The following is a 23,424-nucleotide window of genomic DNA, read 5'->3' as shown; positions in this document are numbered from 1 at the left end:
AAGAGAACTGTTAATTTATTATGGTTTTATGTTATGTAAGCGTTATCAATAAAAGGGATTGAAGAATTCACCATTCATCAGGAGCCATCTTCAAGTTGAAGTATGTCTAGTTTATGAAAGGGGGAGGACCTCAAAGTTGGTCGTTTAAACGCATTGATTTCACAAAAAGGAGTGACAAGATGCGCAGTCACAGCATGAGGAGCAATTCTTTTAGAAAATTTCTTTATATCTCGCCCTTTATGGTTTTACTTGCTGTTTTTGCATACTACCCACTCTATGGATGGGTTTATGCATTCTTTGACTATATGCCGCCGATCCCGCTATCACAAGCGCCTTTTGTCGGTCTCAAGTGGTTTCGCTCCTTGGTAGAAAATCAGGTGAAGGTTGATCAACTGTTACAGGTCATCAAAAACACGTTCGGTATAAGCGGGCTGAGTATCCTTTTCTCATGGCTTCCCATGTTTTTTGCAATTTTCCTGACAGAGATCAAATCCGTGCGTTTTCGCAAATTTATTCAGACAGTAACCACTCTTCCAAACTTTATCAGCTGGGTCCTCGTATATTCCCTGGCATTTTCTATGTTCTCAAGTGAAGGCGTCGTCAACGGCTTTTTGAGCCAGATGGGACTTATTGATTCTCCTGTACTCTTACTTCAGAACTCGGACCATGTCTGGATTACTATGTGGGTATGGATTACATGGAAATCACTAGGTTGGTCGGCCATCTTGTATATAGCAGCAATTATGAGCATTGATGAGTCTCTGTATGAAGCGGCTTATGTTGACGGTGCAACAAAAATGCAGGTTATCAGGCATGTGACTTTGCCAAGTATGCTGCCGACTTATTTTGTACTCTTGATGCTCCAGATTGCCAGCTTCCTGAACAATGGACTGGAGCAATACTTTGTTTTCCAGAATGCATTCAACAAAGAGTCCATACAGGTATTGGATTTATATGTATACAATCTAGCCATGGGAGGCGGCAGCTATTCCGTTTCCGTCGCTATCAGTATGTTGAAAAGTCTGATTAGCATTGTGCTTCTTTTTTCCGTAAACGGGCTGTCCAAATTGTTTAGAGGAGAGGGCATTGTATGAGTGACAACCAGACTGGACTTTCCCCGAAGGCCAAAGAAAATAAGCGGAACTTCTCTAGAAGAACTAAAATGCAGGTCAGAACAACCGATAAAATGATTTCGGCTACCATTTATATCCTGTTCACTCTCTTTGCATTTGTTTGTGTATATCCGTTTTACTCGATCATCATTAATACCATCAGCGCCAACGATCTCAGCGCCAAGGGTGAAATTGTGTTTTGGCCCAAGGGGATCCACTTCCAGAATTATATTGACGTATTTAAGATCCCTGGACTATGGAATGCATTTGTCATTTCTTTGGGGAGAACGGTAATAGGCTCACTTTTGACAGTCGGGGCCTCTGCCTTTTTGGGATTCATGTTTGCCCAGGAGGATATGTGGGGGAAAAAATTCTGGTATCGGTTTACCATTCTTACGATGTTTTTTAATGCCGGCATTATCCCCTGGTATTTGACCATGAGATCCCTGCATCTGACTAACAATTTCCTTGCCTACATTCTGCCGGCTATTGTAGCTCCTTTTTTTATCATTCTTGTAAAAACGTTTGTGGAATCAACGCCGAAGGAATTGCAGCAGGCAGCCAGCATTGACGGTGCCGGGATTATAACGATCTTTTACAAGGTTATCTTACCTATCAGCAAACCGATATTGGCTACAGTCGCTATATTTTCGGCAGTGGACCAGTGGAATGCCTTTCAGGACACACTACTGCTGGTTACGGACAGCAAATTGTATAGTCTGCAGTTTATTCTGTATAACTACATCAATCAAGCCAGCTCCCTATCTACCATGGTCAATTTGCAAAATGCCGGATCAACCGCCATGGCCAGTCTATCCACCAAGCAAACCACCACATCCATTCGTATGACAGTTACTATCATCGTTGTCGCACCTATTTTGCTTGTTTATCCGATCTTCCAAAGATTTTTTGTAAAAGGAATTATCATTGGCGCAGTCAAGGGTTAATTTGCACGATAATGATTAATTAATCATTTTTGGGGGGCTGTAAATGAATAAACATAGTAAGCTGGCAAGAAAGTCTATGCTGATCTTTGGCACCGCTCTTCTTCTTGGAACGGCGGTACTCAGCGGATGCAGCAGCAATGCCAACAATGCAGGTACAGCAACCGAGACTTCCGATCCGGGTGGAGGAATTGATCATAGCAAGCCGCTGACGATTACCGTGTTTAACAACGCAGCAAATTATCAGGGAGAGCAGACCGGATGGTACGGAAAACTAATTAAGGATAAGTTCAATATTACCTTAAATATTCTGTCTCCACAGGTTGCCGGTGATCAGCTATACAAGACAAGGTCAGCATCGGGAGATTTGGGAGACCTCCTTATCATTGATAACAGTCAGCTGGAGGAGTTAATTCCGGCGGGTATGATTATGGATATGACGGATAGGATCAAAAATACGGAGTACCTGTCCAAATATGTGGACAATCACTTCAAGCCCTTTAATGCTGCGTTCGAAAGTATAAATCCTGAAGGTAAAATATATGCTTTACCCACTTTTGTATCAGACACTTCCCCAACAACATACTCAGAAGAAATCCCTTACTCCAGTCCGATTATGCCTTGGGATTATTACAAGGGAATCGGATCTCCCAAGCTGAACAATCTGACAGATCTGCTGAATGCACTAAAGCAGATGCAGGAGAAATACCCAAAGACACCGGAAGGAAAAGCGATTGTTCCGATCACCCTGTGGAAGGACTGGGACAATGGAAGTATGGAAAACGTTCGTTGGTTAAGCAACTGGTATGGCTATGAGCAGCCGGACGGAACCTCGACCATTCAGTTGAATGCAAAAGGCGATATCGTTCCGCTCGTTGACGACAACAGTATGTACAAGAAAATTCTCCAATTCTATTATGACGCCAATCAGATGGGGCTGGTTGACCCTGACTCGGCAACCCAGGATTGGAATAAAGTCGCTGAAAAGCTGACCAATAAACAGGTTCTACTCTTATGGTATTCCTGGCAAAGAGGCTTCTACAACACCATTGAAAGAGGCACTAAAGGTGACGGTAATGTTGCCGTTCCGATCGCCGATACCCACATTATCCAGAATAGCGATGCCTACTTCGGAAACGGAAGAGTATTTGCTATTGGTTCAAAAGCAAAAAATCCTGAAAGAATCATTGAATTCATGGATTGGCTAGTATCACCTGAAGGTCTTCGCTACTATACCAATGGATTTGAAGGCTTCAATTATGAAAAAATGTCTGATGGCAAGTTTAAGCTGACTGAAGTAGGACAAATCGCATTCCAAGAAAATACCCCCGTTCCTGAACAGTACGGAGGCGGAGGATATCAAGACGGGCAGAGCAAGATCAATACTATGATTATGAGCGATTTTGTAGTAGATCCGGAAACAGGTGAATTTTACAACAACAATTATTGGAGCTCAACCATCGAGGCCAATAAGACTACTCTAACTAAGGAATGGCAGAATACTTATAATGCGAGCACCCCGACGGAGTACTATCAGAAAAACAATATGATCGATATTGTGCCAAATATCAATACAAGTCTCGGGTCAGATTCGTCGGACATTAAGAATAAACGAAGCCAGATCTCTGACTATGTTAAAAACACCTCTTGGAAAATGATATTTGCCAAAGATCAAGCAGAATTCGATCAGCTCTGGAATAAGCTGAAGAGTGATGTGGTCGGTCTCGGTTGGAATGATGTCATTGCTATGGATATAGAAAGAGCACAAAAAATCATTAAACTGCGTACGGATGCAGTTACTAGCCAATAATTCGTTGCTACAACAAAGATAAGGGACGTTCCAAACAGCCAGATCAGGTCTGCTTGAACGTCCCTATTTGTCTTATACGGCTGCAAGCAGCGGGTATCCTGTAGACATTGAGTTAAAATATGAGCTTGGAGAACTGATATAAGCCGTTCTTCCAGACCGGCCAATCATGGTCGCCATTTTCCTCTACCCAGATATGCGGCATGGAATGCTGTGACAAATAAGCATGTGTCCGGTCGCTGACGTTCTTCAGGCTATCCAGATCACCGCACGATAGCCAGAGCAGACTGAGCAGTTCTGCGGTCTTATGCGGTTCCGGGACCAACAGCTCGGGCATCTTCGTATTGGGTGCCGGTGAGAAAGCCCCGACCCAGGCGAAGCGGTCCAGATTGTTCAGACCGATATTCAAGGATTGTCCTCCACCCATGGATAATCCGGCAATAGCACGGTGCATCCGGTCAGTCAGGACTGAATAATTTTCTTCAATGTAAGGGATAAGATCGTGCAGCAAATCCGATTCAAATGTTTCGAACGCCTGCACCTTATCCGAAGCAAATAGATCTCCTTCTGCCCGGTCGTTCAGCATCGCACGGCCGTTGGGAAGAACGACGATCATGGGCTTCAACATTTGATCAGCATACAGATTATCTAGAATAACCTGAGGCTTGCCGTGAGTGTACCACTCATTCTCATCTCCACCAATCCCGTGCAGCAAATACAAAACGCTGTATTCCTTCTCAGTGGAATAACCGGGCGGTGTATAGACCATTGCCTTCCGAGTATTACCTAGCGTTGTTGAGGGATACTCTATCGTCTGCATCACACCCCGGGCAATGCCTTCCCTTTCCTTGTCGTATCCCTCAGGCGTATTTTGCATCTTATATTTCTGCTGACTCTCGCTCAATTCTGCTCATTCCTCTCTTATACATAAATAGACTGCTGCTTGAAATAATGCTCGACCAGAAATTGCATTACTTCACCAGGAGGAGATTCTACAAATTCTGCCTTGTCTGCATAAACCATGCCATATGGCGCTTCCGGAGTACACGGTTTCCATAGTGGCAAATCCTCACCAGTAGTATCTTTGCCGTTCGGATTGCCCGTGCCAATGAAATAGGCAAGATAATTGCACATCTGACGGGCAAGATCATAATGTTTGCCCACAAAAGGCCGCCAGCACTTGGCCAATGTTTCGAAATGAAACCACAAATCTACCGAATGAAAGGTACCAGGATCATCCCAGCCTGGAATATCGGCATCAAAAGTATAATAATACATCGGGACTCCGCTGCCGGAATCGCTGTTAGCCTTAACGGCAACACGGACCGCATATTCAATATTGTTCACGGAAGCTTTATCGATCATTTTCTCCAGATTTCCTGAATCAACGCTGCAAAGCTTAAGGTACTTTTCCGCTTCCACGCCGAACAATTCAACAGCCCCTGCTCTGAATTCATCCACACTGCTGGAATCAGGAACACTGAAGAATTCAGACGAGGTATTTCCCAGCATGACCGGTACCTTATGGTGTTGACCTTTTAGAAAAAGGTCATACGGGTTACCCGTACAGTACAACTGATCTATAATCGTTCCCCAGAATTTCCCGTATTCTAGCATTTTATCGCGGAGATATACTGCATCCAGCTTACGTGCTTCTTTCAAAGTCGACACTCCTAAATATTCAAAGAAGGCTACACCCTCCTCTTCCGCCTCCTTGAGAGTACGATTATGTGGAGGTACTGGACTGTTCGGGTACAACGGATTGAAGATCCCGCTCATAATGACGGCCCGCTGAAACAACCTATCATTCTGCGGCGAGGTCAGATGGCTCAGTACACTTCCCCCGCCTGCAGACTGTCCTCCTATTGTGATTTGTTCAGGATCTCCGCCAAAAGCAGCAATATTGCGTTTTACCCACTGTGTACCCGCCTGCTGATCCAGATGCCCGAAATTGGCGGGAGCATCAGGGGATTCCGCACTAATCTCAGGATGACTCAGAAAGCCAAACGTATTTAGGCGGTAATTCACGGTTACTACGACAATCCCCCGGCGGGCAATGCGTTCGCCGTCAAACTCCATTTCGGCCGTATGGCCGACCTGAAGTCCTCCGCCAAAATACCATACAAAAACAGGAAGCTTCTCATCGGCACTAACGGCAGGTGTCCAGACATTCAGGTATAGACAGTCCTCGTCCATTGGAAGATCGGGATCAACTGCCCATTCACGGGTATAAATATTATTTACATCTATGACGGTCGGGGCCTGCATGGAAGTAGGGGCGAAATCATGTGCTTTCAAAATTCCATCCCAGTCTTGAGCAGGTTGGGGTGCACGCCAGCGGTTCTCCCCCACGGGCGGGGCTGCAAATGGAATTCCCTTGAAGCTGGTAATACGGGGATCAGCCGCCGGCAGTCCTTGCACGATACCATTTTCAACACGCACTACTCTTAACATCCTTTATTCCTCCTTCACAGTAAAAGCGCTTACTTTTTTATCCACTTAAAAATTAATGGAATTCATTCTAGCGTAAATGTGGTACTAGGAATAAACACTCTCACTTCTGAATTGATTATTTCTAATAAGCATAGACTCTTATTTCATTAATTCCCTTTGGAATACTGTCTAAATTCCCTTACATACAATATAAATTATAGAGAAATCCTAAACCTCAGACAATGATATTTACTGACCTTTAATTGATCTATCCAAAGAAACGGAAGAGTACCCTTCACTTTCAATACTGACATTAATAGGGACTAGCCTCTACTATTAGTACGCAAAGGACGGCCACAGAATGGCCGCCCTTTAACGTTTGTAACAATTCAAATGCCTTAGTCCTGCACATATCCGTAAGCCGTGCTTAATGCTGTCGAATATAATGAAAGTAATCGAAATCGGCATAACCGCCCGCATTGTGGGTCGCATAATTGAACAATCCAATTCTGTACCCCATAAAATGATCCAGCGTGTACCTCATTTGGAGCGCACGTCCAATCTTCTTCCAGGCTATTCCGTCTTCCGAATAGAAGAATTTTGCCTGATCGAGACTATCCTCAAAATTGAAATCAATCTTAAGATAGATCTGTTGACTGGTGAATACAATACTCTCCACGATCTCCTCGCAACCTTCACCGTCGTTCACACACATATTAACGCTAAATTGGCCTAGCTCATCGACTGCAATTCCTACGGTACCATACTCATTCTGCAGCGCCACCATTCCTGCACGGTCGCCGGGCTGGACTCCTGAGAGCACCAGCAGCGTCTCCGCGCTGCAAGAAGGTCCTTCCGTACGTTGCGTCAGTGTATTACGCGCCCTCAGGATACTATCTGCTATTTGACCCGTACGGATTCGCAGATATCCCGGACGCTCAGTAACAGACCATAGCGAATTATCCGGATTATGATTCCACTGCCAGTTCAGAGCCAACTGATTAGTCTCATAGTTGAACTCATCACTGATTACAAGCGGCTTCGGCTCCGCAACTGGAAGCCTGGTCTCAAAAGCACGAAGTGAGGCATCGTCGTCTCCGAATACAGGCCAATCGTTCTCCCATCTCACAGGAAGCACGCAAGGGACCCGTCCGACAGCATCATGATCCTGAAACAATACAGCATACCAATCCTGAGATGGGGTATCAACAAACCCTCCTTGCGCTACACCGTTATTATGATAGCCCAGATCATCGTCCAGAATAATTTTTCGTTGATAGGGGCCTAGAAGTTCGGAAGACCGATAACAAATCTGACGTCTACGCTGATTTCCGGTTCTCGGCCATTCAATAAAGAACAAATAGTAATAACCGTTCCGCTTGTAAGCATGACAGCCCTCGATGCGCAAACCTATGTCTTTACGTTCACCTTCGAGCAGCAGCTGATCCGTTCCCCCCTGCTTAAGTGCCGTAAGATCTTCAGTCAGCTCCTTAATACGGATATCACCATTACCGTAAATCACATAATTGCGGTTATCGTCATCCAATAGCAAACCAGGGTCATGGTGAAGCCCCGGTATCACCGAACGCTCCCATACTCCATGTTCAATATCCTCTGTGCGGTAAATATATAACCGGTCCATGTCATTCGAGGAAAAACAAACGTAAAATACCCCATCCTTGTAACGGAGCGATGCCGCCCATGAACCCTTTCCGTAAATACCTTTACCGTCCAGCAACCGGTGGGCATCGTTATCTTCAAAGGTATCATATACATAATTCACAAGTTCCCAATCTTTCAAATTAACCGATTTCATAATCGGGCAACCCGGCATGGAATGCATACTCGTGCTGACCATGTAGAATATAGGACCAACTCGGATGACGTCAACATCCGGAACATCTGCCCACATTATAGGATTAGTTATTGTAGCGGTATTCACTGTAGTTCCCCCTTAGGATGAATTCCTCTACCTCTCCATAAACTGCCATGAGACAAACTTAAACAATTAATAGACCTGTCGGGTCATCCAGATGCAGTTCTAGTGTTTACATCCTATTTATCCCTTTGACATGAATGTATAGGAACACCCGGCTTGTCCTGTGAACGAAACGGGAGCAAGGCCGGGAGCATCTATACGGCAAGGTCCAGAAACTGTACAAGTCACAACCACTTCAGTAACTAGCCCCTCCTCCCAGGCAAAATCGAGGATATATCCTCCCCTTGCCCGCAAACCCTTAATGCTTCCCTCACTCCAGCTTTGTGGTAATGCAGGTAACAGCTTGATTTCTTCGGTGTGACTTTGCAGCAGCATCTCGGCGATGCCTGCCGTCCCCCCAAAATTGCCGTCAATCTGAAACGGAGGATGATTGTCAAGCAGATTAGGAAGCGTAGAATGTTGCAAAAGAGCCCGGACGTTGGCATAGGCCTTGTCCCGATCCTTTAATCTGGCCCAAAAGTTAATAATCCAAGCCCGGCTCCAGCCAGTGTGGCCACCACCGTTCGCTAACCTGCGTTCCAGTGTTGTTCGAGCAGCTTCAGCCAATTCCGGCGTATGCTCCGAGTTGAAGGCGTCGCCAGGATAAAGCGCAAAAAGATGAGAGATGTGGCGATGTCCCGGCTCCACCTCTTCATAATCCTCCATCCACTCCTGAATCTGGCCATACTTTCCGATTTGTGGTTCGGGAAGCCTCTCCAGAGCTTCAGTTAATTCTTCGCGGAACGCCTCGTCCACGCCGATAATTTCCGCACTGCGGATGCATGCGCCAAACAGTGCTTCTATAATTTGAAAATCCATTGAAGCTCCAACGCAGAGCACTCCAGACTCACCGTTAGGCAACTTGTAGGTATTCTCAGGAGAGACGGAAGGGCACGTAATCAGTCGGCCTTCGGCATCTTCTATTAAATAATCAAGCAGAAACTGTGCAGCCTCCTTCATTGTCTCGTACGCCTGCGCCAGGAAATAGCGGTCCTGATTGAAGCGATAATGCTCCCATAAATGCAGGCACAGCCAGGCGGCACCCAGCGGCCAAAAAGACGCCGGTAAATAGGTATCCTGCGGCGCCGTGTCTGCCCAGATATCCGTATTGTGATGCGCCGTGAATCCCCGGCAACCATACATGACCCTGGCCGTAACCCTCCCCGGTTCCCTCATCCGCTCTACCAGATCGAACAAAGGCTCATGACATTCAGCCAGGTTGCAGATTTCTGCAGGCCAATAATTCATTTGCGTATTGATATTGATCGTGAATTTGCTGTCCCATGCCGGAGTAAAGCTGTCATTCCAGATCCCCTGCAGATTTGCGGGTAATGAGCCTTGACGACTGGAGGAAATTAGGAGATAGCGACCGTACTGGAAATAGGTCACTATTAGACCATTGTCCTCCTCCCCCTTCTGAAATCGCTTCAGCCGCTTGTCGGTCGGCAATCCAGCCTGGTGCAGATTCTCTGGCAGCTTCAACTTAACTCGTCCATACAAGCTGCGGTAATCTGCGGTATGGCGGGCTAGCAGCTCTTCATAAGGAACCTGGCTCAGTTCTTGCAGCCGTCTTTTGGTGTAAAGGTCCGGATCGGAATGGCGAAACGTAGTTCCTGCAGCAAGTAGCATTGTAACCGAGCTCGCCCCTTCCACAAGCAAATACTCCCCAACGGTACGGCAGAGACCGTCTTCTGTGACTGCCTTCAGGACAGCTGCAAAAGAGCTGCCCCCTTTTCCGCCGCAATCACCACTCATAATCAGACCGTTATTTTGCCATTTTTTAGTTTTCTCCAGATATCTCCAGTTATGGCGAGTGAATCTCGCCTTTAAGGACATTCCATCCTTATTGTCAGTGGCAATACGTATGACAATGGCCTGATCCGGAAAGCTAGCGAACATTTCCCGAGTATAGCTCACTTCTCCGATTCGGTACTTGATTCGGGCAACACCTTGCTCCAAATCCAGCTCTCTCGTGTAGTCTTCCGCAGTCTGCCCGTGGTCGCCAAAGGATAGAAGCAATTCACCCAGCGGCAAATAGTGCCGCTGGGCTTCAGGCAGCCCTGCCATCGACATCGCTGCCAATTCCTCAGCCTCCCCCAGCCTTCCCGCCATAATCAGTTTGCGAATCTCGGGCAAATGAGGCAAAGCGTCCTCGTTATTGCGGTTACGCGGGCCGCCATACCATACGGAATCCTCATTTAGCTGCAATTTCTCTTCGGCCGTACCTCCAAAAAACATGGCACCGAGCCGCCCGTTGCCTATCGGCAAAGCCTCGTTCCACTCTCCTGCAGGTTGGCTGTACCACAATCGCTGACTGTATCCAGTATCTATCATAATTGGTATACTCCTTTAATCTTCTACTATGAAACCAACATTCCAAATAGGCCGTATGTTATTCCAAAGTAAATGAGGCCATATTGGCAGCACCATTACCGATATACGTAAAATACAGTGCTTGTACACCATTAGGTATAGCAACATCAGTTGAGTATTCCTTCCATACATTCGTAAAGCCTACCGGTATACGTCCGAGTGCCGGTCCGTCCCACGACGTTTTGACTTCAAACGCGCCCTGGCAATATCCGCGCACTTTGATTTTGACTTTGGTGACTCCCTCGCACGAAAAATATTTAAACCCGGCGGTAGCCGAATCCGTCAAATTGGCAATATAACCGATTTCTTCGTCACCATCTCTGCCGTCCTGGGTAATCTTTGGAAACCGGCTGTCCATCCATGCTCCAATACGACCGAAGCCTCCCGTATACATTTCCTGATCTTTGCAGAACAAATGACAGGCCAGGTATGCCGGATATTCCCCCCGTCCCACGAGTGGTCCTCCGTTCGAACCGCAGGATGTAATCTCCACCTGGGGAATCGTACCATCCTCGAGGAAATCAATTCTCTCGGTACAGCCCTGCCGGCAGAATGCCGTTCCATTGGTGTGCCGGTGATAAAAAATGTACCATTCTCCATTGATCTCCACGATGCTGCCATGGTTATTGCCACCATAATACATAGGCTGTTCTGCCGGCTTGTACGTATCAATATGAAGATCGCAATTACTAATAATGACTCCCTGATATGTGAAGTCTTTGGTCGGATGTTGGCTTGTAGCATAGCACAATTCATGCATCGAGATCGAGGAATAGATAAGGTAATAAGTATCTTCCCTTTTTCGGATGGAAGGAGCCTCAAAGAACTCATAACCTTCAAATCCGCTCCCTTTGCTGTGAGGCTGGCTCGGTGCAACAAATACAGGTTCTTCGATAATTGTGAGCATATCCGGACCAAGCACCGTTGCCATTGCGCCGTGTCTAGATCTATCCCCGAAAGCACAGAATCCGGTGTACAGGTAAGTGTTCTCTCCTTCGGTCAGCACCCCTGGGTCGAACTGCGGCTCGTCGCCTTCTCTTTCCCCTAAGCGTGTTCCATCGGCATATTTTACATAACCGTAGAACTCATACTTACCGCCTGGCGTATCGCAGACTGCCACCGATACTACGGAAACCTTGTCAAGCACATAGTAAAGATAGTACCGCCTGTCGGGTCCAATGGTGACATCGGGAGCATATAGACACATGCTTCCATCAGGGTTAAGAGGGTCATCCGTAGTCTGATAGATTACCCCCTCATACCGCCAATTGCCCAGATTGTCCTCAGGCGCAGACCAGCAGGCATAGTCGTTCAAGCAAAAAGCATGTCCGTTAAATCGGTCATGCGAGCCATACACATAGACTCTTCCTTCGAAAACATATGGTTCACCGTCAGGGATATATTCCCAAGACGGAAGGTACGGATTTAACCCTTGTTTTTTCGCCATCATATTTCACCCTTGTCATTTATTAGTTTTGATGTGATAGATCTTTCCGAATATAATATTATGGATTTAACCGCTTTCAATTTGACTGCCGGGGAACCTGTAGTCCATTTCATTTTGCGTGTTTAGACTGCAAGTTACATATAATTGTGCTCTCTTTCTTAAAAACATCCCCCATACACAGATTGTCCCTTACAGTATAGAGAAGCACCCTGAACAAAGTCCATGACATAAAGACACTTAACATTGATCTTTCCTAAGATTTAGCTGATGTTCTGTAATTCAAGTGAATGTCAGAAGAGGCTGACACAGAACAGGTCAACTATTCCGAGCAGGCGAAAATCATTTTTCGCACCTGTGTGCATAAATGGGAAGACGGAGAAGGTTTCACTATGAACATTTTTAAAAAACAGCGTTTATACATTTAAACTTTCAATCAGTAAATAGGCGAGTAAATCTTACTCACCTATTTACCCTATTTACATCCAAATGAGATTACGACGATAGGTTATTCGTTCATAGTTACCCATTCACTTCTAAGCAGGCCATACGAAAGAGTGTCATGCCAGATCGGATCACCATTGCTATCATATTTAAAATAACCGGTCTGCTTAAAATGTCCTTCTCTACGAAGTCTCAATCGTTCAAGTAACTTCCAGGAGCGCGTATTATTCGGATCGCAATTCGCAATCACTCGTCTCATCTTTATATGCTCAAATCCATAAGATAATAAATGCTTACAAGCTTCTGTGGCATATCCGCTACCCTGATAATCAGAATTAAATACATAGCCAAACTCCCATGTTCCAAAAGTATTTGGCTCGCTCTCCTGAAAATATAAGTTTCCAATCATTTTTCCTGTAGATCTCAGACATACCGCCCAAAAAGCGGAATCCATTGAGCGCCGGAGTGCCTCTACTTTACATTCCTCTGCATTGAATACTTTGTGGGGTTCATACAGTACAACCTCTTCTTTGGATAAATAGTCATACAGGTCCTGTCCATCTTCTGCTGTGAACCTTCTAATCACTAGCCGTTCAGTTTCCATAACATTCATTTAGAGCACGTCCCCAATTAGAAATGGTGAATATTAACAATTCATTATCTTCAACCTTACTACGAGAGCATAGACATTCATATGAGTAAAATCATCACATATAAATGCAAAAACCCCCTTGGTTTTCCAAGGAGGTCGATGCAACGACTTCAGATCTTTACTCCGCTTAAACTGCCACCTGGAGCAAATAATCGTTCAATATGCTTTTGAACCGCTGGATCCGGAATTAATGGTGGCGCTTGATGAGGTTTTACACGCGCATCAATAATCACGTTATCACATGACCAATGCTTATACTCCGTTGAACTGTTCACGCCATATATATCATGAGAAGGATTGCTGCGTGTGAACGTCGCCCATAGGAAATTCTCAATTCTATCACTTAAGAACTCGCTATCATCACATACAATAATCATCGGACAAGATGGGAGTGCTCCCTGTTCTTGAATCGCTTCGCTAAGCTTGTTCATTTCCTGCGCTGCTTCAGCGTAAGTAGTGAATTTAGAGCCTTGAAGCGCCACGAGACCCGGCATCACCATCTTTGCATGTCCAAATCCCTGTAGTTGTTCAAGTATGTCAGGAACCTCTGTACATAGCTCTCTTTTCTTCTCCCCAACCGCAGCGAAAATCACCTTACTTCCGCTGTTTAGTCCTGTACCGGAATAATCAAGGGTATCAATCGTTGTATTCGTATAGAAATGAATATCTCTACGAAGATTAATGCGCTCTAAAATATACGTCAAGAAATCCTCAACATCATGTGTGCTGATAGGTTGTTTCTCTTCGGCTGTAATAAACAAGAATTTAGCTAAACTAAGCTGGCCCGTACCCAAAATCCGATTCGCGATCGTAAGAATCTCCGCTGGCTGCTTCACTTGTTGATAAGGTGTATAACGTTCACTGCCAATCGCAAATAAAAGGGGATGAACGCCCGCAGCATCGACTGCGTGAACTTCTTTAACGCCCGGGATTTCTTGGCGGATAGCTCCACCCGTTAGTTCATGGATTAACTCACCAAATGCAGTATCCTCTTGTGGCGGTCTACCGACAACCGTAAAGGGGAAAATGGCATTCTTTTTAGCGTACACTTTATGTACTCTCATGACTGGGAAAGGGTGAACCAAGCTGTAATAGCCTAAATGATCGCCAAAAGGTCCCTCCGGCTTCGTCTCGCCAGGATGGATTTCCCCTGTAATTACAAAATCCGCATCATTACTAATGCAATATCCATCCACATAGCTATAGCTAAAATGACGTCCGGAAAGTAAGCCTGCCACGATCATCTCACTCATTCCCTCGGGCAAAGGCATTACAGCAGATAACGTATGCGCTGGAGGTCCGCCGATAAAGCAGCTCACTTTAAGCGGTTCACCTTTTCGATTGGCTCTTTCTTGATGCACGCCAATACCGCGGTGAATTTGATAATGAATGCCAACCTCTTTATTGAGTTCATAATCATTACCATTCAATTGAACACGGTACATCCCCAGATTGGAGTTCATAATGCCCGGCTTGTCCGGATCTTCGGAATACACTTGCGGCAAGGTAACAAAAGCGCCGCCATCCTCCGGCCAATGTGTGATCAGCGGAAGATCAGAAATGTTAATTTCCTCAAAACCACTTGGCAGACCTCCTGGCTTTTTGATAGGCAATGCTTTTCTCGCGGATAATCCTGTTCCTACATATTTAAAAGGATTCTTAAGTGCTTTCATAGGATCGTTACGAAGTGCAATTACGTTATGTGTGGAGTTCCAAGTACGCCGAAAGATAAACTTACTGCGCTCAATCGTTCCAAAGAGGTTAGATACGGCACGAAATTTCGAACCTTTTACATTTTCAAATAATAATGCAGGCCCACCGGCTTCATAGACCTTCAGGTGAATCGCGGCCATCTCCAGATAGGGGTCAACTTCTTCACGAATACGAATCAAATGTCCATGCTTCTCTAAATCATTAACACACTCTTCTAAATTGCTATATTTCATTTCATTACTCCGATCTCTAGAAGGTTATTACAAGATTTCTTGGATGCTTTAATTATACCCTGTAACTTATTAAAATAAAGCGATTCCCTATGTACTAGGACACCCTGCTGTTATCTTGTATTCTCAGGTTTGGGTTCATCTCGCAAAATATTTCTAGCAGGAATTCCTACTGCCGAAGCATTATCCGGCACATCCTTAACCACGACAGACATAGCTCCGATATTAACATCGTTCCCCAGCGTAACCGGACCTAGAATTTTAGAGCCTACTCCAATAAACGCTCTGTCTCCAATTACTGGCTCGCCTAAGTTATTTCTCCCTCCAATGGTCACTTGATGAAAAATAGTAGCGCTATTGCCAATCACCGCTTTAGGACTAATAATAATCCCATTTAATCCATGCGGTAAATGAAGCGCATCACCAATTTGAGCCTCCGCATGAAGCTCTCCATTGGCAATAATACGAACAAACAGCACATCCATTATTCGATATAGGAGCCACAAAGGTTTGCGGATCAGGCCACTTTTCACCCGATAATACACCCAATTTCCAAAACGATAAGTAAACAAAGCCATAATCGTTTGTGGATTTTTTAGATTTACTTTCCAGTCCGTTTTGAATGATTTCATCATTGTATCGTCCTCCTGTTAAGGGCAAGATAAGAACTATATTCTCGTGAAATGAAAGCAGCTGAGTAGAGAAAAAATTCTGGGAGGATCGTAGAATGGAGTGTCATTCGAGTGATAATACCTTCACCAGTGTAAGTTAGATTCAGAGATTCATCAAGAAGTGGACAGTTCTCCCTATATAAACATCAACCGATTACAAGCCTTACTAAACAACAACACGCGCCGAGGTAATATCGGCGCGCGCTGAATGCTATCTTTTCTATTAAATAAGGTCCAGAACAATCACATTCACAGAATGAGCAGCTAGATTTACAATTGCAGTGTCTTTATCAAACACGATTTTCATTTCAACTGGAGTAACCTTCTCATCATTTTTTCTGTTTACATTAGGTGTGTGAACCAGCGAAGCATCACCGGTTAAAGTAATCCATTTACCGGTAGTAGCTACGTTTAAGCCTTTCAGATTAAGCTTCGTTGCTTTCTCTACCCGATCCGCATTCACAAGCTTCACGTAGAGATGCTTATCATCTTTAGTAACGGAATTGTATACTTCTCTGTTGTACGCTTCGAGCTTATAATCAAGCACCTTACTTGTCGTCTTGCCATCTGTATAAGAGCAAATCAAATGCTTACCATCTGCTCCACCATAATTAACAGTGATGCTATATTCCGTATGATCCGTTAGCTCTTCATAGCAGCTAGCTCTTAGGTTACCGGCTGCGGTACTTGAGGAATAATCCCCGAGTGTATAAGCCTCAATCCCTTGCTTGAATACCTTCACGCCGGTAGCATCGCCATTATACCCAATCGCATATTCGATTACGTCTTTATTTTCTGGTGAGATGTCTGTCAGACCTGCGCCTACATAGAAGCCATCTTCGCCGGAAGCTTTTTCAGCAATAACCTCAGCTTGATAATTAGTCCACGCGTCATTAAGAATGTACAATCCGTTCAATCCGCTATTCTGCGCCTTCAAGACTAAACCTTTGGAAGGATCAATCGTATATCCTGCAGAGCCAGGAATAACTTTCCAAGCTTCATGCAGCAGCTGTGTAAAATCTTGTTCGAACAAAATGCTGCCATCTGTATTCGAAGTAACCTTCACTCGTTTCACAATCACAGATGCTTTTCCAGCAGCCACTTCAATTCCACCGTGAGGAATAAGGTCTACCTTTTCACCGTTGCGATATGTCGAGAATGATGTGCCAACCACTTTGGTGCCGAGATATTTAGCGTACAGCTGTTGAACATAATAGTTCGGTGTGTACCAAACGGTTTCATCATCAAACCAAATGCAGTCCGGTGTCCATCTATAAGTGCCATCTGTCAGTACCTTATTGAACAAAGGTGCCGTTGCAGCCAGTCTAATCACATCAGAGTTATTCTCGAAGCTGGACATGATCGCCGCCTCAGCAATTGCTCCTGCCAATGTGTTTTTATCTGTGGAAGCATATTCACCTACAAAAACCTTAGAAGTTTCAGCTTCGTCCAAGCTGCCGTCTTCTTTATATGCTCTGTAATAGTAATTGTATCGATCCGCATTCTCTAACAAATACTCGTTGGAACGGTAGTAATGCTCATCCGCAATCGTATCCATGTAGTTCTTTTGCTTCTCATACCAGGTAACCGTCTCTTCGATGCTCGATGTTCCGTCCGTGAAGCTGATCTGTTCCGAGCCTTGCAGATTTCCGCTTAGGAATTTCCAGCCTTGCTGGTAAGCATCATCATCTGCTTGTGCTCCAACCGTAGAAAGAATGGTCAGTTCATGATCAGGGTAGTTCTTTACCATATATTCATCAATCGTTGTTTTGAAATACTCAAAGTTGGCAAAAAACTCTGTACCCCAGTTTTCATTCCCCACGCCCAAATAACGCAGGTCAAAAGCTGCTTCATGGCCCATCTTTTTACGCAAAGCGGCCCACTCGTTATTGTCAAAATCCATGCTAATCGCGAAATCAATCAGATCCGTAAAGTTCTTCACATAATAATCTCTTAACGCACCGCCAGCTGGATTCGCATAATCCGAACGAGCTTGACACAGTACACCACAGGCCATAACTGGCAGTGGAGTTGCATTCAAATCCTCTGCTAATTGGAAGTACTCCATATACCCAAGACCCATGGTCATCATGTAGCCCCATACATTATAGTTCTCTTTGCGAAGCTCAATATCGTTGACAGACTCTTTCCAATCGTACACATTCTCCCAAATGTGAGAACCTTCAGAAATACATCCCCCCGGGAAACGCAAGAATGTAGGATGAAGATCAACGAGTGCATTCACTAAATCTTTTCTCAATCTATAGTTCGAATTCCCTTTATAGTTAGCATGAGCTGTAGCAGAACGCTCCTCTTCCCCAGCGCCCCAAACATCTTCCGGCATTAGGGAGACCATATCAATAGAAATTTCACCGTTAAAAGTTAAAGCCAGCTGACCGAGTACAGTTTCAGATCCTATTAATATAAGCTTAGAATCGACACCATATTTCTTCCAGTTACCGTCACCGTTCACCTCAACTACCGCAGTATCACTAATAGCTTTTCCGTCTTTGTCGAGCAATTGTAGGGTGATAGTACCTGCTGCTTCAGCCTTCGCCCAAATCGTGAAGTTATACTTAGCATCCTTCTTAATAAACATCGAGCAGTGCTGATTGGAATCCGCAAACCCTCTATTATTAATAGTGGCGCCATCCGCCACTGTCACATAATGGGCGTTCATATCTTTATCTTCGATTCCGAAGAAATCGTTTAATCCACCTGTATTGTGAACCTTCATTTTGTCTGTGTCACCAGACCAAGCATGCAGAGGCGTATAATTTCTACCCGTTGAAGTCCCATGCACACCACATACATGCGAATAACTGTCAAAAGCAAAAGACTCGAAGGAACGATTCTGCACTAGCTCTGCATAAATCCCACCATCTGCCGCATTATTAATATCCTCATAGAAAAGGCCATATAGAACTTCGCTAACATCCAAAATCTCATGGTTTCCATCGATTGTTAAGGTGTAAGGTGGTACACCTTCTGGAAGTACAGACACAGTGAAGCTCTTTTCTACTGTACTGTTACCTTTTTTCAAAACCGCAGTAAGCGTTACGCCTTGAGCAGATTGGACGGCTTTATTCAGGGCACCCTTATCAGAAATGATAGCAGAATCACTAGATACCCAGGATACGTCAACTTTTCCACCCATGAGCGAAGCTGGCAATTCGATATCTTTGGTGATGATCGAGCTTGTAAAGGTTAAGTATTTATCTTTTGCAAGCTTAACGATCTCTTCATCTGTCAAAGATTCACACATAATCTCAATGATTTCGTCCTGCGTTAATCCCGCTTTATATACACGGAAGTCCGAGAGAGAGCCGCCAAAATCTACATCTGCAGCGTACTGGGACTTGCCGATCGTATTGTTACTATAATTTATTTGGTCCTCAAATGTAGCAAACCAAGCACGTAACTTAGCATATGTACCGCTAGAAGTCTGACTGATCATTCCATCTGCAACGACCTCACCATTTACATAAATTACAGGTCCCGCACTGCTAAGTGTTCCACCTTTTGTTCCTGTCACTGTAAAGCCGACATGCACCCATTCACCAGCAGCAAAGGATCTCCCAGGATCTGCGACTAAATCTTCTCCTGCAAAGCAAGTCCCCCGGAAATTTCTCGTTAAAAAAATATAGGGTCCTGTCTCGCCTTTGCCAAAATCGAACAGTCTTTCCCATAAGCTCCCACCAGTACTTACATGCATCCAAGTCGAGACAGTAATACCCGTTTGGTCGCTGACTTCTTTAAGAAGATCATCCGGCAACGAAATATAGGATGTGCCATGTTCTCCACCCGCTAACGAAACAGCTCTTCTACCTGCTACAGTCTGAATGATTGGCAGTTTAGTCCCTAAAGCGGTTCCATCATTCCCATTCCCTGAGCAATCCTGACCCACATGATCGGGGTTATCAAACTTATAATGCGCTATCAAATTACCATTAATAAATTTGTTACTGTTTCCATTGTTCATAGAAGATCACCTGTCATCTTTTGTATTAGAAATCATAAAAGTCTAACTATTCTACTAATTACTACAACAAAACCGACCCATTCGCGGGTCATTCACTCTTTATACGAAACATAATAACATACTTTATAATCAATTAATATATTAACTAATTAATATTTGTGTGAAATAAAAGAAAACTATTTTTATAATTAAAGATTACCAAATAGCCCCTTTTATTCATGATAAAATGAATTTGAATGTATGAAGGAGAGATGAAATATGAATAACCGTGTAGGTTTCGAATCAACAAAACGCGATTTATTTACAATTGAATGTGAAGACATCCTGTTACGAGAGTTTAGAGTGGAGGATTTAGACGAGTTTCACGCACTTACCACGCAGCCTGAAATCATAGAATTTCTGCCCGACTGGAATGTCCCTAAAGAACAACGGCTAGATTGGTTAATAAACTATGAAATAAAAGAAAACCAACAGTTTCTACAAGCGGTCTCAGCGGATGGAAATATCGGGGAGCTTCGTCTTCGTTTAGGCATTATTTTAAAAGAGACGAATGAGTTTATCGGTTGGTGCTGTACAGGAATGAAGGATGAATTACCCGCTCCGAACAGAGAAATCATGTATGCCATATCCAAGGATCATCGCGGCAAAGGATATACCACACAAGCTGCCAAGGGGTTAATTAAGTATTTGTTTGAGCACACATCTACCGATGTATTAAACGCTATTGCTCTGGTACACAATACACCCTCTAATAGAGTCATACAAAAATGTGACTTCGACTTAATGAATGAAATTATGATTGAAAATGAAATTCATAATTATTACCAGCTTTCTAAGTGGCACTGGCAAGAGAAGGCTTAATGAATGCTGGCACACTTTTAATAGATTACGGCACACGCAAAAAAACTCTGTATGGGAATGGAGAATACGGTCCATTTACCAAAACAGAGGTTTTTTGTGTTGATTCAAGATTGTTGCTTCATGCGAAGCATTTGCGCAAGAAGCTGTTCCACATCTTTTTCCGGGAATGCCGTCATTAGCGTCTCTTTAAAGGTTTCTTGTGCACGGATGAGCTTGGCCTCACCAATGGAGGTTAGGGAGGTATAAATACTTCTGCGATCATCATCGCATGCTTTTCTCTCTAAAGCTCCACAGCCCTTGGCTTCAAACCTGCTAACCAATCGGGAAACCGCACTCTGGCTTAACCCCACCATAGCTTCGAGCTTCTGCAATTTCAACTTTTTCTCCGGGGCTTCTGATAGGAATAACAGCAAATAAAATTCTTTTAAAGATAATCCATGATTCGCTTGCAAATTAACTTCTAATTCATTCGTTACATTCATTTGTATATGTGTTAACGTCAACCAGTTCGTGATCAGGTCATTGCTACTCATTTTGTCCATCTATCTTATTCATCTCCCGAGCGTATGACTATTCATGAAATTTTTCTTCTATATAATAGTACTACACTCCACATCCATTGTGCCAAGCTTAATCCAAAAAAGAGAAAAGACCGTCTCTCCAACAAGCCGGCCTCTCCAAATGATATAAATAATTTTCGTTATTCCTTATCCTTTAATTCTAGGAAATCCAAAGGCATACTGCCGAGGAATACCCGGATCCTTCTGAAGCTCAACCCCAGCCTCTAAGGTCCAATATGGATTTCTTAGCATCCCACGACCCACGGCAACAAGATCTGCTTCTTCATTTCCAATCACTGCATTAGCAAGAGCTGGTTCATCCAATCTACCAACGGCAATCACCGAAACATTCAAGCCGTATTTAATCTCTCTTGCCAAAGGTACTTGATACGCCGCATGTGTTCCTGGCTTACCAGCCGCAGCGATAGGGCCTTCACCACCCGCGCTGATATGGAAAATATCTGCGCCGGCTTCTTTATACGCTTTACTAAATGCCAGGCTTTCTTTAATGCCGTATCCGCCATCTACATATTCTTGAGCTGAGATACGCATAATCAATGGCATTCCTTCAGGCATTTCACTTTTCGCTGCACGAATGATCTCGGTACCAAACAAGGTCAAATCCTTGCCATATTCATCTGTTCTTTGATTGGTTAGAGGTGAATGGAACTGATGGATGAGATAGCCGTGCGCACCATGAAGCTCGATAACATCAAATCCTGCTTGAATTGCACGCTTCACACTGAGCCGGAACTTCTCAACCATACCCTTCACTTCTTCAGTCGTTAGGGCACGCGGTGTTTTGGAGTCAGCATCAAATGGAACGGCAGATGAGGATACAGGAACTGCTGCATCTTCAGCTTTGCGCCCCGCATGCGCAATTTGAATACCTACTTTTGCACCATAGGAATGACAAGCATCAACAATTCTAGCCAGTGCAGGAATCTGCTCATCAGACCAAATACCAAGGTCAAAATCAGTAATTCGGCCATCTGGTTCCACATCGGTCATTTCAATAATAATTAATCCTGTGCCTCCAATGGCACGACTTACGTAATGATTATAATGCCAATCGGTAGCAATCCCATCTTTGTTCGTCACTGAATATTGACACATCGGAGGCATAACCACGCGGTTCTTCAATTTCAAATCCTTCATTTCATACGGGGTGAACAAGTCCTTCATGATATCTCTCCTCTTTATAAAAAACTAAATTTATTATGAACATTGAACCCATGTTTTAGCAAAGAATATTAAATGCATGCTCATGCATGTATATTATTATACAATATCTACGGTGTCAACCATGAATGTCTCCTACGGAATAATAACTCCGCGTATTGTTGAAATCTTTGTCACAAGGTAATATATGGATATCTATTTTCTTAGAAAGGATGGACTTAAAAGTGGACAAAAAGCTTTTACAATCACATAGTATCTTCCCTACCCTGGATATTAAGCATACAGCTGCTTATTACAGTCAATACTTAGGCTTTCAAGCTGTGCCTTATTTAGATACGGAGGAACCGCATATTTGCCTGTATCGTGATGATACAGAGATCATCCTTACGCAATCCCAAGGACAACGGGTTATTCCTAATCGAGAATTGTATGGCTATGGTTACGACGCCTATTTTATAACGAAACAGCAAGAGCAGTTGGAAAAAGAATTTGAAGCCGCTGGCGTTAATATTGTCCGAACATTAGCAAACACAGACTATAATAACAAGGAATTTGTTATTGAAGATGTTGATGGGCGCTGGATTGCTTTTGGGATCAAAGAATAAGAAAAAAACGGCCCTCGGCCGTTTTTCTTATTTTTCAAAAAAGTCCAAACATCTTCTTACAGCTATTTTTACGGGAAGGATTCAGAACATCGGTGACCCCAATCTTGTTTAACCTATTAACTCTTCCCTATAAAGCGGAATTAAAGTATAGAAGTGCACCACTTTCTCACTGTTCATTTCCAAATTAAAAAATCCAGCTTTATCTTCAACGTCTGGTACCCACACGAACATCCCTTGAAATCCTGTATCCTCACTATAAGGCTGTGCTGGATTACCATTGACTAGCGTATGCCTCATATAGAGCCATGTATTATAATCATGTGGAAACCTAGCCGTTGTTTTTAGTGCACGTACAGGCCAATAATTTCTTTCGAAATAACCTCTTTAAAAACATTATCAATAACCCCTATGTATTGTTTAATATGATTGCATA

The 23,424-nt window shown here is 44.0% G+C and carries 16 protein-coding genes and 1 pseudogene; 5 read left to right on the top strand and 12 right to left on the bottom strand.

The window, feature by feature from the left end:
- The first annotated feature begins 239 nt into the window (after nucleotides 1–239).
- From ACDZ28_RS18805 to ACDZ28_RS18795, 3 genes are read left to right on the top strand one after another with little or no spacing between them, the layout of a single operon-like run.
- Complete coding sequence (locus ACDZ28_RS18805) at nucleotides 240–1,094, top strand: ABC transporter permease subunit (RefSeq protein WP_375102489.1); 855 nt, start codon at nucleotides 240–242, stop codon at nucleotides 1,092–1,094.
- On the top strand, nucleotides 1,091–2,059 hold the full coding sequence (locus ACDZ28_RS18800; protein WP_197069768.1) for a carbohydrate ABC transporter permease: 969 nt from the start codon (nucleotides 1,091–1,093) through the stop codon (nucleotides 2,057–2,059). Before ACDZ28_RS18805 ends, ACDZ28_RS18800 begins: the two co-directional genes overlap by 4 nt.
- Nucleotides 2,060–2,102: 43 nt before the next feature.
- Complete coding sequence (locus ACDZ28_RS18795) at nucleotides 2,103–3,866, top strand: extracellular solute-binding protein (RefSeq protein ID WP_375102488.1); 1,764 nt, start codon at nucleotides 2,103–2,105, stop codon at nucleotides 3,864–3,866.
- A 112-nt stretch (nucleotides 3,867–3,978) separates the two neighbouring features.
- Here ACDZ28_RS18795 and ACDZ28_RS18790 read toward each other — a convergent pair whose 3' ends face one another.
- The 9 genes from ACDZ28_RS18790 to ACDZ28_RS18750 all read right to left on the bottom strand — a co-directional run bounded on the left by ACDZ28_RS18790 (nucleotide 3,979) and on the right by ACDZ28_RS18750 (nucleotide 19,783).
- The gene (locus ACDZ28_RS18790) at nucleotides 3,979–4,767 is read right to left on the bottom strand and encodes an alpha/beta hydrolase (RefSeq protein WP_375102487.1); all 789 of its coding nucleotides are present in this window, start codon (nucleotides 4,765–4,767) and stop codon (nucleotides 3,979–3,981) included.
- 17 nt (nucleotides 4,768–4,784) lie between these two features.
- Entirely contained in the window at nucleotides 4,785–6,317 is a 1,533-nt protein-coding gene (locus ACDZ28_RS18785; RefSeq protein WP_375102486.1) for a carboxylesterase/lipase family protein, read from the bottom strand.
- Nucleotides 6,318–6,723: 406 nt separating this feature from the next.
- Nucleotides 6,724–8,238, bottom strand: coding sequence for a glycoside hydrolase 43 family protein (locus ACDZ28_RS18780; RefSeq protein WP_375102485.1), 1,515 nt, complete (start codon nucleotides 8,236–8,238; stop codon nucleotides 6,724–6,726).
- A 117-nt stretch (nucleotides 8,239–8,355) separates the two neighbouring features.
- Complete coding sequence (locus tag ACDZ28_RS18775) at nucleotides 8,356–10,608, bottom strand: glycoside hydrolase N-terminal domain-containing protein (protein WP_375102484.1); 2,253 nt, start codon at nucleotides 10,606–10,608, stop codon at nucleotides 8,356–8,358.
- A gap of 58 nt (nucleotides 10,609–10,666) precedes the next feature.
- Nucleotides 10,667–12,094, bottom strand: a complete 1,428-nt coding sequence (locus ACDZ28_RS18770) for a family 43 glycosylhydrolase (protein WP_375105377.1) — start codon at nucleotides 12,092–12,094, stop codon at nucleotides 10,667–10,669.
- A 505-nt stretch (nucleotides 12,095–12,599) separates the two neighbouring features.
- Nucleotides 12,600–13,148 (bottom strand): GNAT family N-acetyltransferase, encoded by a 549-nt coding sequence (locus tag ACDZ28_RS18765; protein ID WP_231574109.1) that lies wholly within the window; start codon nucleotides 13,146–13,148, stop codon nucleotides 12,600–12,602.
- A 149-nt stretch (nucleotides 13,149–13,297) separates the two neighbouring features.
- Entirely contained in the window at nucleotides 13,298–15,133 is a 1,836-nt protein-coding gene (locus tag ACDZ28_RS18760) for a UbiD family decarboxylase (RefSeq protein WP_042126098.1), read from the bottom strand.
- Nucleotides 15,134–15,243: 110 nt separating this feature from the next.
- Nucleotides 15,244–15,765: a serine O-acetyltransferase gene (locus ACDZ28_RS18755; RefSeq protein WP_076120016.1), complete on the bottom strand. Its 522-nt coding sequence runs from the start codon at nucleotides 15,763–15,765 to the stop codon at nucleotides 15,244–15,246.
- 259 nt (nucleotides 15,766–16,024) lie between these two features.
- Nucleotides 16,025–19,783: an alpha-L-arabinofuranosidase C-terminal domain-containing protein gene (locus ACDZ28_RS18750; protein WP_375102483.1), complete on the bottom strand. Its 3,759-nt coding sequence runs from the start codon at nucleotides 19,781–19,783 to the stop codon at nucleotides 16,025–16,027.
- A 258-nt stretch (nucleotides 19,784–20,041) separates the two neighbouring features.
- Here ACDZ28_RS18750 and ACDZ28_RS18745 point away from each other — a divergent pair, with 258 nt between their 5' ends.
- Nucleotides 20,042–20,644 carry a GNAT family N-acetyltransferase gene (locus ACDZ28_RS18745; protein ID WP_375102482.1) on the top strand — a complete coding sequence of 201 codons (603 nt, stop codon included), beginning with the start codon at nucleotides 20,042–20,044 and terminating at the stop codon, nucleotides 20,642–20,644.
- A 104-nt stretch (nucleotides 20,645–20,748) separates the two neighbouring features.
- Here ACDZ28_RS18745 and ACDZ28_RS18740 read toward each other — a convergent pair whose 3' ends face one another.
- Both ACDZ28_RS18740 and ACDZ28_RS18735 read right to left on the bottom strand, forming a co-directional pair.
- Nucleotides 20,749–21,186, bottom strand: a complete 438-nt coding sequence (locus ACDZ28_RS18740; protein WP_375102481.1) for a MarR family winged helix-turn-helix transcriptional regulator — start codon at nucleotides 21,184–21,186, stop codon at nucleotides 20,749–20,751.
- 165 nt (nucleotides 21,187–21,351) lie between these two features.
- Nucleotides 21,352–22,389, bottom strand: a complete 1,038-nt coding sequence (locus tag ACDZ28_RS18735) for an NADH:flavin oxidoreductase/NADH oxidase (protein ID WP_375102480.1) — start codon at nucleotides 22,387–22,389, stop codon at nucleotides 21,352–21,354.
- Nucleotides 22,390–22,610: 221 nt separating this feature from the next.
- Here ACDZ28_RS18735 and ACDZ28_RS18730 point away from each other — a divergent pair, with 221 nt between their 5' ends.
- On the top strand, nucleotides 22,611–22,991 hold the full coding sequence (locus ACDZ28_RS18730) for a VOC family protein (RefSeq protein ID WP_375102479.1): 381 nt from the start codon (nucleotides 22,611–22,613) through the stop codon (nucleotides 22,989–22,991).
- Nucleotides 22,992–23,099: 108 nt separating this feature from the next.
- On the opposite strand, the pseudogene ACDZ28_RS18725 reads toward ACDZ28_RS18730, so the two are convergent.
- A pseudogene (locus ACDZ28_RS18725) lies at nucleotides 23,100–23,303 on the bottom strand (suppressor of fused domain protein); the annotation flags it as partial.
- Between the last annotated feature and the right edge of the window lie 121 nt (nucleotides 23,304–23,424).

It is taken from the genome of Paenibacillus sp. RS8 (genome assembly GCF_041956825.1).
Classification (GTDB): Bacteria; Bacillota; Bacilli; order Paenibacillales; family Paenibacillaceae; genus Paenibacillus_AQ.
The sequence above is the reverse complement of the archived record's forward strand: the minus strand, read 5'-3'. Positions and strand labels throughout refer to the sequence as shown.

Bases quoted from the DNA above. Each gene is read 5' to 3' on its own strand.
- ACDZ28_RS18775 (WP_375102484.1), bottom strand. From the start codon at position 10,608: ATGATAGATACTGGATACAGTCAGCGATTGTGGTACAGCCAACCTGCA.
- ACDZ28_RS18760 (WP_042126098.1), bottom strand. From the start codon at position 15,133: ATGAAATATAGCAATTTAGAAGAGTGTGTTAATGATTTAGAGAAGCAT.
- ACDZ28_RS18735 (WP_375102480.1), bottom strand. From the start codon at position 22,389: ATGAAGGACTTGTTCACCCCGTATGAAATGAAGGATTTGAAATTGAAG.
- ACDZ28_RS18745 (WP_375102482.1), top strand. From the start codon at position 20,042: ATGAATAACCGTGTAGGTTTCGAATCAACAAAACGCGATTTATTTACA.
- ACDZ28_RS18805 (WP_375102489.1), top strand. From the start codon at position 240: ATGGTTTTACTTGCTGTTTTTGCATACTACCCACTCTATGGATGGGTT.
- ACDZ28_RS18750 (WP_375102483.1), bottom strand. From the start codon at position 19,783: ATGAACAATGGAAACAGTAACAAATTTATTAATGGTAATTTGATAGCG.
- ACDZ28_RS18765 (WP_231574109.1), bottom strand. From the start codon at position 13,148: ATGAATGTTATGGAAACTGAACGGCTAGTGATTAGAAGGTTCACAGCA.
- ACDZ28_RS18755 (WP_076120016.1), bottom strand. From the start codon at position 15,765: ATGATGAAATCATTCAAAACGGACTGGAAAGTAAATCTAAAAAATCCA.
- ACDZ28_RS18740 (WP_375102481.1), bottom strand. From the start codon at position 21,186: ATGGACAAAATGAGTAGCAATGACCTGATCACGAACTGGTTGACGTTA.
- ACDZ28_RS18800 (WP_197069768.1), top strand. From the start codon at position 1,091: ATGAGTGACAACCAGACTGGACTTTCCCCGAAGGCCAAAGAAAATAAG.
- ACDZ28_RS18770 (WP_375105377.1), bottom strand. From the start codon at position 12,094: ATGGCGAAAAAACAAGGGTTAAATCCGTACCTTCCGTCTTGGGAATAT.
- ACDZ28_RS18795 (WP_375102488.1), top strand. From the start codon at position 2,103: ATGAATAAACATAGTAAGCTGGCAAGAAAGTCTATGCTGATCTTTGGC.
- ACDZ28_RS18785 (WP_375102486.1), bottom strand. From the start codon at position 6,317: ATGTTAAGAGTAGTGCGTGTTGAAAATGGTATCGTGCAAGGACTGCCG.